This is a genomic window from Mediterraneibacter hominis, from assembly GCF_014287475.1.
Lineage (GTDB): Bacteria > Bacillota > Clostridia > Lachnospirales > Lachnospiraceae > Mediterraneibacter > Mediterraneibacter hominis.
On record NZ_JACOPF010000006.1, the window covers coordinates 1 to 14,457 of the forward strand.

A 14,457-nucleotide genomic window follows, 5' to 3' on the forward strand; every position below is an offset into this window, starting at 1 on the left:
GAGGTAGATAGGGCAGAGGTGGAAGTGTGGCAACACATGGAGCTGACTGTTACTAATAGGTCGAGGGCATAACCAAGCAGGTGATAGGTTGGATGATGATTTCTTTTATATGTAGTTTTGAAGGTATAGAGAAAAGCACTTGGAAGATAAACTTCTAAGTGCTTTTTTGCTGGAGATTGTATAAAAAATATAGTAATCCGGTAATAAGAAATATAACAGCAGAAATGTAGAAGCGCATAGAAATATTTTCACTGACGATTGAAGCAAAAAAGTTAATATAAAGGCCTGAAAAAGTTTGTCCTGCAGAACTTCCAACCATCATAATTGAAATATTTGCAGAGATGGAAGATGAAGGGACAGTCTTTATTATCTGATGAACGCAGCTGGGCATGAAGATAGATAAGCCTGCTCCGATAAATGCTGAACCTATATATATAAAAAGAAGGTTTGCCGTTATGCAAAGAAATATACCAGTTATAGAAACAAAACAGGCAAAATAAATGGAATACTTTTTTAAAAATCGTGAAAGAAACACATAACAACATCCAATTCCAAAGGCAGCAAAAGAGTATGCAGAAGTAGCATAGCCGGCTTCTACAGCAGTACCTGTTTGTATTTCTGAGAGATATAGGGCAATGTTAAGAGACAGGGTCATACCAGCACTGATAAATAAAAAAGTTAATATTGAAGTAAGCAGTCCGTACGGCTGTATATGACTTTTGCCCATATGTTCTTGTTCCGGTTGAGTGGCTGGCTTTTCAGGCAGGAATATAAGTATGAAAAAAAAGAAAAGTATGCAGATACTATAAACGAGGAAAATATAGTTTGTTTTAATCTCTACCAGGTATCCGCTTAAAATATTAAAAACAAATCCACCCGAACCGGCCCAGGCAGACTGCATGCCGATTGCTAAATTACGTAAAGGACCTTCCGGATAGTAATCAGCGGCTAAACTGGGAGCTAAAGTAAATAAAAGCCCCAGTCCAATCCCCATGAGTGAACGTACTATAAGGATATATGAAAAGTTGTGTATCCAACAGGGGAGGAGCCCGGTTATAATAATAATAGCGGTGCCGGTTAGTGACAGCTTTTTCTTTGAGAAGTAATAAGTTAATCTTCCTGTTAATACTGTAAAGGGTATTGAAACAAGATATGGAAGAGTAATTGTCAATGTAGCGGCGGCATTGTCGACTCTATAAGTATTCATTAACATTTTAATTCCGGGGGAAAGGGCCAATGCGGCCATAAGCATGGAAGAGAGAATACAAATACAAATTAAAGGTCTATATTTTTTCAAAATTTAATAATTATCCTTTCCAGACTAAATATGAACGACAGACCAGTTTGAATATTTATAATATAAGGTCTGCCGTTCTAAGTACTATTTTCTCATTGAATAAAAACGAGCTGGATTATGAATCATAAAGTCATCAATAGTGTCTTGTGAAAAACCTTCGTCTAACAGACGCGGAAGAAATTTATCCTTAAGCCAGTTCCATCCTGGTCCGCCTCCATATTGTGGATGGTGTGATTTCTTGCCCATATCATTACAAAGCATGATTTGCTTTCCATAACCATCTTCTACCAGACGCCGCAGTATATCCACACGGATAGAATCGGGATAATATTTTGATTTTCCAGGTCCGTCATAAATGATGTAGCATCCTTTTTCACATATCTTTTTATGCAGCCAATAATCGGGATTACGGTCTACATGTGCTACACCAAATCTAGTCAGATCCATTCCTTCTGATTCTACAATTTCAATTTGTTCTAAACAATAAGTGCCTATTTCTGTATGCGTATGCATAGGAGCGCCTGTAATCATAGAAGCGCGTGCGCCTGCGCGCATACAACGTTCTTGAAGAGGCGTAATATAATGGTACATACTTGCTCCCTTGATCCAGCCTGCTTTGATATCAGTTCCGTCAATACCTTCGTTAATCTCTTTTACAAAAAAATCTGTAATTTCATCAGTACTCATTTTAGAAAGAGCCTGACAGTTTTCATAATTTGGTTTTTCTTTTACAAAACCAGTACATGCAACGATGTGTACTCCTGTTTGTTTAGAAACAGTATAAAGACGGGCAACATCACGACCATCATAAGACATAGGATTGGCATCGATTAGGGCGCTGCCTCCATTTTCCTTATATTTTTTAACCATATCAAATTGCTCGTCCCATCTCCAAAGGCTCCATTCAATATCTGGTTTTCCATGTCCCCCGACATCCATAAATACATGTTCGTGAGCCATAGTAAAACCAAGTTCTGAAGAATCAATATCACCAAGAACTGTTCGTACTACTGACATAAAGTACCTCCTTTTATTAAAAAATTTTATTTGTTTGATAATTAGCATATCGGAAACCCTTTTTTGAATCAATAGTTTAACGGGAAATGGCACAGAGGTGATTTCAGAACAAAAGTGCAGAAATAAACCTTTGTAAAATAGAAAAATTGATTTAAAAAATGGGAAAATGTGAAGTGGTGGAAAGTGCTATAAATGCCGTTGAATTGTTGATTTTATGCCGGATTATAAGATACACTTTGAGTAAATTATAAAGATAAGGAGGAAAAAACTTATGCTTGATTTTAATTTTTGTGTACCAACTAATTTTATTTTTGGAAGAGATACACATAAAAAAGTGGGCGAAACAATTAAGGGATTAGGTTACAAAAAAGTACTTGTAAATTATGGAGGTACTTTTTTGCAGGAAACGGGACTTTTAGATGTGGTTTTAAACAGTCTAAAAAATAGTGGCTTGGAGGTAGTAGAATTAGACGGGGTTTTACCAAATCCAAGATTAGGACTGGTGTATAGAGGAATTGAGCTCTGTCGGGCTGAAAAGGTAGATATTGTTCTGGCTATTGGAGGAGGCAGCACGATTGATACATGCAAGGCGATTGCTGCCGGAGTTCCATACAAAGGAGATGTGTGGGACTACTATATGACAGGAGAACCGGTTCTGGAGGCACTGCCCATTGGTGTTATTCTTACGATACCGGCTTCCGGCAGTGAATCCGGATGTGGAAGTATGATTACGAATGAAGAAAATGGACTAAAAAGAGGGGCGGGAGGGCCTGGGTTATATCCTAAATTCGCGATTTGCAATCCTGAATTGACATATTCACTGCCGACAGTTCAGACAGCGTGTGGAATGGCAGACATGTTTACACATGTTTGTGAACGTTATTTTTCAAATACACAGGATACATATATTATCGATGCGATGGATGAAGGCTTCTTCAGAAGTTTGATAGAGATCGCGCCAAAGCTTTTAAAAGATCCGAATAATTATAATTTGCGCTCTGAGATTATGTGGATGGGAACAATCGCACATAATGATACCCTTGGAATCGGGCGTGTACAGGATTGGGGGACCCATGACATGGGACATGAAATCAGTGGTATGTATGACACTACACATGCATTTTCCATGTCTATTATGTTAATCGCATGGATGAAGTATGTATATACCCATGATATAGAGCGGTTTGTACGATATGCAAAGTATGCATTCAGCATTAAGACAGAGGGAAAGACAAGAGAAGAAATAGCTCTGGAAGGAATTCAGAGTACAGAAATGTTTATGAAAGATATTGGAATGCCGGTTCGCCTTTCAGAGATTGGAATTAGTGACACAAATTTCGAAGAAATGGCTGATAAAGCATTGATTGGAAAAGAACATATCGGAAACTTTGTGGAGTTAAAAAAGGATGATATCATAAAAATTTATCAGTTAGCGAAATAGGAGGAAAGCATATGAAATTAACTTGTATCTTGGAAAAACGTATTCCAGAAATAGGGGAACCGATTAAAAGATTTGCGCAAGATTTTAAAGGAGCAGACTGTGTATATGAACTGTGGGATGATCCTGCGGAAGACGATATTTCAGCAGTATTTCGCCGTATAGAAATCAATGGTCCGGACGCAGAACCTATTCCGGAAGGGTTTGCTAAAAATCCAGATACGGAAATTCTTGTTGGAAGTTTCTGCCCATTTTCAGGAAAAGGGATGGATGTATTTGAAAGGCTGCGTATAATAGGAGTGGTTAGGGCAGGAATGGAAAACATTGATGTAGAGGCTGCTACAAAACGCGGCATAGCGGTAGTAAACGCAGCGGGGCGGAATGCAGACGCAGTCTCTGATTTTACAATTGGTATGATGCTAAGTGAGGCGAGGAATATAGCCCGCGCTCATCATTCTATTATGAATGGAGGGTGGCAGCTTAATTTTTCCAATAGTGCTACTGTGCCGGATATGAGAAATAAGACAGTGGGGCTATTTGGATTTGGGTATATTGGGAAATTAATGGCAGAAAAATTAGCGGGCTTTCATGTGAAATTATTAGTCTTCGATCCATATATATCAGAAGATGTTGTAGAGCCGTTTGGAGGAAGATTAGTAGACAAAGAAACTCTGTTTTCAGAATCTGATTTTATTAGTATACATGCAAGACTGACTCCAGAGTCGCGTCATGCTGTCGGTAAGAGTGAAATTTCTCTTATGAAATCTACTGCGTATTTTATTAATACTGCACGTGCAGGCTTAGTCGATTATGAAGCATTATATGAAGCTCTGGAAAAGCATAAGATTGCAGGAGCCGCATTGGACGTATTTGAGGAAGAACCTTTGACAGAGAATAGCGCATTTAGAAAACTGGATAATGTAACATTGACTACACATCGTGCAGGAGCTACATTGGACGCCGCGTTAAATTCTCCCAGACTTGTATTTGAGCGGATCCAAAACTTAATAAGAGGCAAAGAAATAACTGGGTTGGCAAATCCAGAAATATTAAATAACGAATCATTTGAAGAATGGAGAAAGAAAGCAAAATTATATCTGAATTTATAAAAATAAGGAGGAAAAAATATGGATTTAGGTTTAAAAGGAAAAGTAGTAATTGTTACAGGTGGAGGAGCGGGAATTGGCGCCGCTATGTGCCAGACATTTGCAGAGGAAGGCGCTAATGTAGTAATCGCAGATTTTAGACCGATAGAGGATACGGTTTCTTATGCGGATAAGTTAGCACAGAAATATCAGGTAGAGACTTTGGCCGTAAAGGTGGATGTTTCTAGGCCGGATGATGTTAAAAGGCTTTTCGCCGAGACTGTTAAAAAGTTTAGGACAGTAGATATTTTGATGAATAATGCAGGAAAAATGGGATTGAACCGCATTGAAGATATTACAATAGAAGAATTACAAAAATTTGAAAGGGTGAATATAGAAGGTTTATTTTTAATGAGCCAAGCCATGGTTAAACTGCATAGAGAACAAAAAAGGGAAAAAAGCTGGATTGTTAATACGATTTCAAAATCAGCTTTCTCTACTAACAGTGGTGGAAATTCTCCGTATATTGCGACAAAAGGAGCAGCGGCGGCTTTTACCAGAGGACTTGCTACAGAAGTTGGCAGAGAAGGAATCTATGTAAATGGGATTATTCCGGGATATGTAGTTACTGAAACAACCAAAAATATACCAAATGCTAAAGAGCGCAGTGAAGCTATGACTAAAATTATACCTGTGGGACGTGAAGCCGAACCAAAAGAGATTGCAGATGTTGCGGTATTTTTGTGTTCTGAAAAGGCATGTCAGGTAATGGGAGTATTGATGGATATAACCGGAGGAACGATGCTCTGAAAATCATGTCCGTCTGTTAAACACAACATCATTAATTTAAGAGAATCTGCCTGGAGACAGGCAGGTTCTTTTATTATGGTAAAATTCAGGTAAGAAGAATATATGAAGTGGAGTGGTCAAAACCTGCTTAAAGAGGTACATAACTCATTATACTATTTAACCAACTAGAAAAAAGCTATGCAAAAAGGCGCTGAAACATAAATATGAGTCAACGCCTTTTTTGTTTATGACAAGAGGTACAGTTTACCTATTTTGTTATTTAATTAGAATCCGATGATTTATGTCTCAATCTAAATCTCTTTTAATGCTTCGTCTACAGCTGCATTTTCATGTACTATTTTATTCAATGCACGTGCCATTCCAGAAATATTCGTATGTCCCCATACATTTCGCCCTATAATAAGTCCTTTACATCCGGCATCCATTGCTTCTTTTGCACTTTGTAAAACAGCACGATCATCATCGACTTTAGCACCTCCTAAAGCAAGAACATCGGAATAACAATTTTCAATAATTTTCTTAAATTCATTTACAGGTTCTACAAAAGCAGTTTTTACAATATCTACTCCAATTTCTGCACCGACACGACAGGCAATATTCATCGCCCTGACACTGCGGTCTTCAGGATCAGAAGAAAAGCCATTTGGCAACATTTCAGCGGCGGTTATGAGACCATATTTGTTACATTCAGCGATAAGTTTTGCGATATAAATGAGATTTCTGGTATCGTAGTCGTTTCCAATAATACCCATAGTCATAATTCCATCGACTCCTAAACGTAGACAGTCATCGACTGTATAGGGAGTAGACATACCCTGTCCAATAATCGGATTGTAAGGGGTCAGACCAGAACCCAAAACTTCCATACGAAGCATTGTTCCCATTTTTCCAATTTCTTTACGAAAATTAGATATCACACCGTATGTAGTAAGAATTCCATCCATTCCTCCTTGACGCGCACCTTCAATAACGGTAGCTGGATTTACCCAGGCATCCCCGCTGGCGGCATGGTCAAATGCAAGGATAAGTGCTTTTCCGTCCTCACGGAAAAATTTGTAGTAACGATTTTTCATGTTGAACACTCCTTTTTAATTTTTATTTTTTCATTTAAGAAAACTATGTCCATAGCTCTTTGATACGGTTTTTTATACGAAGAGCTTCGAATGCAGGATTTTCGGCTTTTAAAACAGAACGTCCGCAAATAATTGCGTAAACCGGGAGACCTGCGATAGAATCCAGATTTTCATAAGACATACCACCAGTAGCTGTTACAGACATACCCAGATTAATTAAAGCTTTAATATCATCGGCATCTTCTTTTCCCCAAGGACCTTTGCGAGAACGCGGGCGGTTATAAATTACATGATGAATCCCGTAACTTTTCCATCTTTCTACATCGCTGACAGTATAATCTCCATACAGTTCAATTTGTACAATCTGATTTTTGTTTCGTTCTGCGGCTTCTTTTGCGACAGCCTCCTGAACGTGAGGTTCTGCAACAGACAATACAGTCAAAAGATCAGGAGTATGCTCCATGATACGGGAGCCAAAATGTGGAGCTACACATTTAAAATCTGCTACGAGGAGTTTATCCGGATAAATGGTGCGTAAATAATCTACGGCGTGCAGACCTTCATGCAAAAGAAGCATGGTGCCACATTCAATAATATCTACGGTATCATCTAATCCCTTACCGAGAATACGAAATGCTTCACACATGGAAGTCGTATCTAGCGCGACTTGTAAATTTGGAATTTGCATAATTTATTCTCCTTTATATTTTATGTAAAAAATACTATCATTGAATTTTTACAAAGGTCAATACTATAGAATGTTGTTTCACATAATTTAATTCAGCACATATGTGAAACAATGAGCAAATACGTTTTCCCGATAAATAATATTTGATAAAATCAAACATAAATTAGAGGAATTATATGACAAATTACAACGGTGTCATTGTCGAAAGGAGTGAGCAAATTATGCGAGAAATAGAGTTGCTTTTTAAGGTTGCTCAGATGTACTACGAACAGGGGTTGACACAAAAAGAGATTGGAGATAAGTTATTTATTTCCCGTTCCAATATTTCACGGCTTTTAAAACAAGCAGAGGAAGCAGGAATTGTTGAAATAAACGTTCATTATCCTTTTGAACGGAAGAGAAGGTATGAGATAGAATTTCAAAAGCGCTTTAAATTGGAGGAGATACGTATTGTTGATTCGGGAGATAATACAGCATTCGATTGTTATACAGCTACGACAAAGCTGGCAGCTTCTTACGTAAATATGCAATTAAATAATAATTCAATTTTAGCACTTACTTGTGGAAATTCCATATGTGGTATGGTACATGAATTAAGACCGAGAAAATATCTTCCAGATATGCAAGTGGTTCCTCTTATGGGAAGTATTGAAAGCAGTAATGTAATTATTGACGGGCATTATTTAGTGCGTCAGGTTGCTGAGATATATGGGTGCCGTCATTACTACATTATGTCGCCATTTTGTGTAGATGATGAAATAATGTGCCAAAGTCTTATGAAGCGTCCGACGGTTGTAGAAGCGCTTACATTGGCAGAGAATGCAACTATGATGTGTACGGGGATTGGCCATGATATGAAAGCAAGTTATATGTCAAAAGAAAATGAAAAGTTGGTTTTGGAAAAAGGCGCAGTTGGATATATAGCAGGATATTATTTTGATTCCGATGGAAAGATTATTGATATACCAGAAATTTACAGCAAAATGGTCTGTGCAGGCATACAAATGTTTGATATTCCTTTGCGATGTGCGGTAGTAGCAGATGCTGAAAAAGCGCCTGCTACATTGGCGGCGCTGAGAGGGGGACTTGTGAATGTACTGATTACAAATACGATGCTTGCAAATAAAATTTTAGATTTAGATGAACGGAGAAAACGTAAAGGGCAGGGAGGGTGATTATGTTTGGCATAAAACTAATAAAGGCCGAAAGACTTCGGAGGTTTCTGGTTATTCTGTTTTATCTGGGATTTGCAGTTACAATGATTTATTGTTTTCTACATACTGATAATTCTGATGATAAAGTCTTGTACATTCTATTATGTGTGTTTATTCCCTTTGGACTTTGGTATGAAATGATTCGTTATAAATATACAGAGTGTAATGACTATTTACACGATAGGTGCTGCCCGAATAAAGTATTACGACTGACTCAGTTTATCTATAAATATGATATTTTTAAAAGATATAAATTACAAACAATGTATTTGGAAGGATTTGCACTTATAGATTTAGCACGTACGGAAGATGCAAAGAATTTTATTTTGAAGAGTTTAGATAGACTTGCAGGGACAGGTAAAAAATTAAATTTTGAATATAATTATTTGAATTTTATGTTATGGACTATAGAAAAAGACAAGAAGGAAGTACAAATTTATTATACTTCATTGAAAAAGATTTTTAGCATGAATAAAAATAGTAATGAAAATATTTTATCTTTAAAGTATATGGTAGATGGGATTTACTGCTATACAAATAAACAGTATAAAAATGCAAAAATGTTTTTTGATAGAGTGAAAAGTGAATTACTTGGAAAACATGAGTGTGCATGGTATTATTTCTATTTTTCTAAAATTCTTTTTGAAAACAATGAAGTGAAAAATTCCACACAATATTTTCTGAAAGCTTGTGAGATGGCCCCGAACATAAAAATATTTACAAAGTAAAAATAAATGAAAAAGGAGGAGAAACTATGGGGGAATCGTAAATTAGAAGTAATTTTCAAACAGTAATCATGAGAGTCTATTTTTGAAAATAGGAGGAAAAGAAATGTACAAGGTAGAAGACATACACGATTTATCAAAACGTCTATGTAAAACAGTAGGACTTCCGTATAGCCCGGTAGCGATAAGAGTATACGAGAACGACACAGAGTTACCTTCAAACGTTATGCGGCCTTATCAGGATAAAGGGATTCATTATGGATATTGTCAGGCTGTATCATTAGTAAAAACAAAGGGCGCAACAATAGCCCTTTCTAAAGAGGACCACTGGTGCTGGAAGCCATTGATGGCATTTGGATTAGTTGATGTGGAAAGAAATACAGATGTTTATAAAATTATTTTACGGAACTGTGGGATTGCCTGTCCGGACAGAGCAGATTATTTTTTCCAGAATAAATTTCCAATGATGTCTAGAAATGATAATAGAATAATTGTCATGGGGCCTTTGGATAAAGTGGAATTTATTCCTGACGTCATACTGGCATATTGTGATTCGAGTATACAGATACGGGATATGATTGCCGGTATTAAACGGCGTACAGGAAAACTCGTAGAATCTGAATTCGATTATATGGATTCTTGTGTTTTTTCATTCATGCCAACACATTTTGAAAGAAAATTCCATGTTACTTTTCCAGATCCGGGTGAAACCGGAAGAGCATGTTGTGGAGAGAATGAGGTGATATTATCTATACCTATAGAGAATTTAGAAATGCTTGTAGAGGAATGTGAGGCAAAAAAAAGACATGCGCAAGGGAGAACGCTAAAGCAAGATGGAACAATTAAACCAGATTTTCCGCGTCCACAATTTTATAATGAACTTTTTGAAAAATGGGGACTTATGACAGGTGAGGTTTCATGGACTGAAGAACAAAGAGGATATAAAATTTGACATGGAACAGAAAAAACAGGAGAAAATAAGGTATGAATGAGGACAGAACAGTAAGCTACAAAAGGGCAGCAGAGCAGATTATGTCAGTACTAGACCTTACATTTGTTCCTATGGCAGTAAAGCTGGCAAAAAATGAAGGGGAGATTCCTTTGGAGGCTATTCGTCCATATAGAGATTTAGGCATACATTATGCAGAATGTCAATGTTTGGCGAAGGCACGAAAGGATGGAAATACATATGCTCTTACTATAGAGGATCACTGGTGTTGGTTTCCGTTAATTTGCTATGGATTTGTAAATGTAGAAAAGGGAAATAAAGATTATGAAATCGTAATGAACAATCTGGGAATTCCATGTAGAAAGAAACAGGAACTATTTTTTGAGAAGTTTCCTAAAATTCCATATGGAAATATTTATGCATATATCGTAGGACCTGCAAAGAATTTGAAATTTGAACCAGATTTATTTTTAATTTACTGTAATAATGCACAGCAGATAAGAGAACTGGCAGGGGCAGTAAAATATATGACCGGAGATGTATTACATACGGCATTGGACTATGTAGATTCTTGCGGATGGGACATTGTTCCAAGTTATATAAAAAGAGAATTTAGAGTTACAATTCCAGATCCGGGAGAGATAGAAAGAGCAGAGATAGGAAGTAATGAATTAATTTTTACAGTACCTGCTGAAAAATTTATAAAAATATGTGAAGTTACAGAAGATAAACATAAGAAAAAGGCAGCGCGACCAGGTTGTAACTGCGGTTTGGTAGGGGATTTCCCACGGCCAGAATTTATTGCAAATCTGTATAAGGAGTGGGGACTGCAATCCGAGGGGCCTATTTCATGGACAGAAAAACAAAGAGGTTACTAAAGAAAATAATAAGGGACAAGGTGTGCTCATAATTGCACATATGTGCGCGAAAATCAATTGTTCCATTAGGTGTTAGTTTATTGAAGTAAATTTTTTATTATGCTATTTTAAATACAAGACATTTCATGCATTTTGACGATTTTAATAATATATCTGGCCAGAGAATTGTTGAAAGTGTATGAGTTTGGGAAACTAGTGTTAAATAGTGAGGAGGATGAAAATGCTAGATATATTAAATACCTGTTGGACATGGTTTACAACAAATATTTTTACACAAACCGCACAGTTTATGGCTTTGTTAGTATTGATTGGCTTATTGATTGCCAAAAAGACATGGTATGAAGCTGTAGCCGGTATGCTGAAAGCATATATAGGATATTCTGTGTTTAATATTGCATCTAATGGGATGACATCCACATTCCGGCCGATTCTTCTTGGAATTCGAGATGCGTTTAATTTGAATGCCACAGTGTCAGATCCCTATTATGGAATGGCGACAATCAATGCAACGATTCTGCCAGATCTGGGAAGAACAGCGAGTCTTACAGCCTTGGCTATGCTATTTGGCTTTTTGCTTTCAATTCTTCTGGCATTACTTGGGAAAATAACAAAGATACGAACCTTGAATGTCGCGGGCAACTGCCTGAATGCCTTTGCTATTATCCAGGTTTGTGCTATTGCAATGTGCTGTCCATGGATGAGTGATATGGAAGTCATAATAGCAGGCTCCATTTTTACAGCAGTTACAAACAGTGTATATTCTAACTGTACCGTTGTAGCAGCACAGTCCCTTACAGATGGAGCAGGGATGACGGTAGGACATTCACAGAATTTAATGGATGCGTTTGCATACTGGCTGGGTGACAGGATGGCAAGGAAGGCAGAAAAAAAAGGGAAAAAGATTAAATACTATGATGACTTAAATTTACCTGGATGGCTTTCTATTTTTAATGACATTTATGTTTCAGCAGCAATTGTTATGTTTGCGTTTTTTGGGATTATTATTGCCGCGATTGGTCCGGATAAACTGGCGCTAATTGAAGGAAGCGGATATACAGCAGGGGCGAGTTTTGCTATGTATTTGTTTACAACAACAATGAAGTTTCCTATTTATATGGTGGTTTTGACAACAGGTCTGCGAATGTTTGTGTCAGAACTTACAGTTGCATTTAACTATATTTCTGAAAAAGTACTTCATGGGACATTACCGGCAGTTGATTGTGCATGTTTTTATGGTTTTGTAACAAACCCGAATGTTTTAACAGCAGGTTTTTTGATTGGGTCTCTAACAATGATTTCCTGTACAATTATAGGAGCAGTTGCTGGAATTCCGTTTGTATTAATTATGGGATTTATTCCGATGTTTTTTGATAATGCAACAGTTGCATGTTTTGCACATTGTAGAGGTGGAATTAAATGTCAGGTTATTTGTAATGTAATTACGGGTATTATTGATGTTTTCTTAGGAGGACTTGGATGCTACATTATGGGATTCACAGCTTATGGAGGAGCAGGGATGAATGTAGATTCGGCTGCAACGTTTCCTGTTTTTGGAGTGATGTGGAAAGAAATGGGATGGATTGGATTTGGAATTATAATAGTGGCTCTGTTGGCAATTCCTCAGATTATGTATTTCAAAAATAAAGAAACATATTGGCTGGCAGCTCACGATTGGGAGAAATATAAAGAAATTAAATATGGAAATCAGGCAGTAGATTAATTATTGGAGGAAGAATTATGGCATTAAAGAAAGGAACAACTATTAAAGTCCTGGCAGTTTGTGGCGCGGGAATGGGTACTTGTGCTTTTATAAAAACAAATGTACAAAATGCATTAAAACAACATGGAATACAGGCAATTGTAGATGTTGAGGTGGCGGCGAATATAAATAATACAACGATACATAGGTGTGATGTGATTTTTACAAGTAAAAATATAGCAGAAGGTAAATTAGCAAAAGTAGTTGCAAGTGGAGAGGTTCCAGTTATAGCACTTTTGAATATTATGTCTAAGCAAGAGTATAAAGAAAAAATAGAGAAAGATTTGCTTCCACTATTTACTGAGTAATATTGGGCAGCTCTGTAGCTTTTACAGAGCTGCTTAACAGCACAGACGTAATGGGAAGAGGTGATAAAAATGGAGTGGAAACTCGCAAAGATTGTGCGTAATAGAGAATACAAAATAAGGGGTATAAATTTATTTGATTGTGAATGGAAAGTAGAGGGAACGATACAGTTAAAGGATGTTGCACATGCGATGAAAAGAGAGTTTGATGTATGTACAGCCGATATAAATGGAGACACATTCAAATTTGCAGTGTGTGAAATTGCGAAAGATGTGTTTAACTTTTATATACCTAATGAAATATAATTTAATATGATAGAAAGGCTAAAAATGAATACGCGATTTTTAAGAGAATTATATGAAAAAGGATATTTTTCTATTTATGAAAAATTTGATGATTGGCATGATGCGATTCGTGCATGTATAAAACCACTGGTAAATAGCGGTGCAGTAAAAGAGACCTATGCGCAAAGTATATTTGATTCGGTAGAGGAATACGGTCCTTATATTTGTATAGCGCCGGATATTTGTCTTCCACATGCCATGAATAGTGGAAATGTAAATGAAAATGCAATTTGTTTTATGAAATGTAATACGCCGGTTGTCTTTGATGGGGAGGAAAACCATCAGTCACGAGTATTCTTTGCTCTTGCAGCTAATAGTTCAGAGGAACACTTAGACAACATGAAACAGTTAATGGAAATGTTAGAACAAGAAGAATTGGTGGAGGCACTTATTAATGCTAAAACAGAGGAAGAATATAGACGGATTATTTACGGAAGCTAAAAATATAACCTTTAAAAGAGGTAATACATACTAGTATCAGAGATGATAGGTATACTGGGAAAGAATATCTGTTTAGTCATAGCTTAATGGGGATTCTTTGACAGTCTGAGGGGATAGGATCCCCTCTTTTTTAATATTAGGAAAGTTCTCCCTTTTAGAAAAAGAGAAAAAATAGTCCACTTGAAAAAATGGGCATGGGAAATAGACGATATTAGAAAAGATAAAAATCTTCTTCTTCAAAATCGTCATCGTCATCAAATTCATGTAGAAAATAATCCATATCCAGAAGGTCACTGTCGCTCATGTATTTAATATCATAAGGGGTCATACCTTCCGGAGGAGATTCGATGTATTGCTTCCTGAGTTTTTCTGCAAGTTCATGCTCACTTATGGGTTTCATGGGAATACTGCCTCCGTTTCATACTTGATATTC

At 36.8% G+C, this 14,457-nt stretch carries 16 protein-coding genes; 11 read left to right on the forward strand and 5 right to left on the reverse strand.

Going from position 1 to position 14,457, the window contains the following annotated elements:
• Window positions 1-154: 154 nt before the first annotated feature.
• Together H8S37_RS16750 and H8S37_RS16755 are read right to left on the reverse strand one after the other, a co-directional pair.
• Window positions 155-1,297 (reverse strand): MFS transporter, encoded by a 1,143-nt coding sequence (locus H8S37_RS16750; protein WP_186877217.1) that lies wholly within the window; start codon window positions 1,295-1,297, stop codon window positions 155-157.
• An 84-nt stretch (window positions 1,298-1,381) separates the two neighbouring features.
• Window positions 1,382-2,314, reverse strand: a complete 933-nt coding sequence (locus H8S37_RS16755; RefSeq protein WP_186877218.1) for a phosphotriesterase family protein — start codon at window positions 2,312-2,314, stop codon at window positions 1,382-1,384.
• A 271-nt stretch (window positions 2,315-2,585) separates the two neighbouring features.
• Between H8S37_RS16755 and H8S37_RS16760 the strand changes: the two genes are divergently transcribed.
• From H8S37_RS16760 to H8S37_RS16770, 3 genes are read left to right on the forward strand one after another with little or no spacing between them, the layout of a single operon-like run.
• The gene (locus H8S37_RS16760; RefSeq protein WP_186877219.1) at window positions 2,586-3,755 is read left to right on the forward strand and encodes an iron-containing alcohol dehydrogenase; all 1,170 of its coding nucleotides are present in this window, start codon (window positions 2,586-2,588) and stop codon (window positions 3,753-3,755) included.
• 11 nt (window positions 3,756-3,766) lie between these two features.
• The gene (locus H8S37_RS16765; RefSeq protein WP_207723989.1) at window positions 3,767-4,861 is read left to right on the forward strand and encodes a 2-hydroxyacid dehydrogenase; all 1,095 of its coding nucleotides are present in this window, start codon (window positions 3,767-3,769) and stop codon (window positions 4,859-4,861) included.
• A gap of 18 nt (window positions 4,862-4,879) precedes the next feature.
• Window positions 4,880-5,647, forward strand: coding sequence for an SDR family NAD(P)-dependent oxidoreductase (locus H8S37_RS16770; RefSeq protein ID WP_186877220.1), 768 nt, complete (start codon window positions 4,880-4,882; stop codon window positions 5,645-5,647).
• A 290-nt stretch (window positions 5,648-5,937) separates the two neighbouring features.
• Here the strand turns inward: H8S37_RS16770 and H8S37_RS16775 are convergent, their stop codons facing one another.
• Window positions 5,938-6,720: a class I fructose-bisphosphate aldolase gene (locus tag H8S37_RS16775; protein WP_186877221.1), complete on the reverse strand. Its 783-nt coding sequence runs from the start codon at window positions 6,718-6,720 to the stop codon at window positions 5,938-5,940.
• Window positions 6,721-6,763: 43 nt separating this feature from the next.
• The gene (locus H8S37_RS16780; RefSeq protein ID WP_186877222.1) at window positions 6,764-7,408 is read right to left on the reverse strand and encodes an orotidine 5'-phosphate decarboxylase / HUMPS family protein; all 645 of its coding nucleotides are present in this window, start codon (window positions 7,406-7,408) and stop codon (window positions 6,764-6,766) included.
• Between the two features lie 221 nt (window positions 7,409-7,629).
• On the opposite strand from H8S37_RS16780, the gene H8S37_RS16785 reads away from it, so the two are divergent.
• The 8 genes from H8S37_RS16785 to H8S37_RS16820 all read left to right on the forward strand — a co-directional run bounded on the left by H8S37_RS16785 (window position 7,630) and on the right by H8S37_RS16820 (window position 14,024).
• Entirely contained in the window at window positions 7,630-8,583 is a 954-nt protein-coding gene (locus H8S37_RS16785; protein WP_186877223.1) for a sugar-binding transcriptional regulator, read from the forward strand.
• Window positions 8,584-8,585: 2 nt separating this feature from the next.
• Window positions 8,586-9,350, forward strand: a complete 765-nt coding sequence (locus H8S37_RS16790; RefSeq protein WP_186877224.1) for a hypothetical protein — start codon at window positions 8,586-8,588, stop codon at window positions 9,348-9,350.
• A gap of 103 nt (window positions 9,351-9,453) precedes the next feature.
• Window positions 9,454-10,299 (forward strand): DUF169 domain-containing protein, encoded by an 846-nt coding sequence (locus H8S37_RS16795; protein ID WP_186877225.1) that lies wholly within the window; start codon window positions 9,454-9,456, stop codon window positions 10,297-10,299.
• Between the two features lie 32 nt (window positions 10,300-10,331).
• Window positions 10,332-11,174, forward strand: a complete 843-nt coding sequence (locus H8S37_RS16800) for a DUF169 domain-containing protein (protein WP_186877226.1) — start codon at window positions 10,332-10,334, stop codon at window positions 11,172-11,174.
• 220 nt (window positions 11,175-11,394) lie between these two features.
• Complete coding sequence (locus H8S37_RS16805) at window positions 11,395-12,894, forward strand: PTS transporter subunit IIC (protein ID WP_186877227.1); 1,500 nt, start codon at window positions 11,395-11,397, stop codon at window positions 12,892-12,894.
• Between the two features lie 17 nt (window positions 12,895-12,911).
• Window positions 12,912-13,241 (forward strand): PTS sugar transporter subunit IIB, encoded by a 330-nt coding sequence (locus tag H8S37_RS16810; protein ID WP_186877228.1) that lies wholly within the window; start codon window positions 12,912-12,914, stop codon window positions 13,239-13,241.
• A 69-nt stretch (window positions 13,242-13,310) separates the two neighbouring features.
• Entirely contained in the window at window positions 13,311-13,544 is a 234-nt protein-coding gene (locus H8S37_RS16815) for a hypothetical protein (RefSeq protein ID WP_186877229.1), read from the forward strand.
• Window positions 13,545-13,568: 24 nt separating this feature from the next.
• Window positions 13,569-14,024 carry a PTS sugar transporter subunit IIA gene (locus H8S37_RS16820; RefSeq protein ID WP_186877230.1) on the forward strand — a complete coding sequence of 152 codons (456 nt, stop codon included), beginning with the start codon at window positions 13,569-13,571 and terminating at the stop codon, window positions 14,022-14,024.
• A gap of 211 nt (window positions 14,025-14,235) precedes the next feature.
• On the opposite strand, the gene H8S37_RS16825 is transcribed toward H8S37_RS16820, so the two are convergent.
• The gene (locus tag H8S37_RS16825) at window positions 14,236-14,424 is read right to left on the reverse strand and encodes a hypothetical protein (RefSeq protein WP_186877231.1); all 189 of its coding nucleotides are present in this window, start codon (window positions 14,422-14,424) and stop codon (window positions 14,236-14,238) included.
• Window positions 14,425-14,457 lie beyond the last annotated feature (33 nt).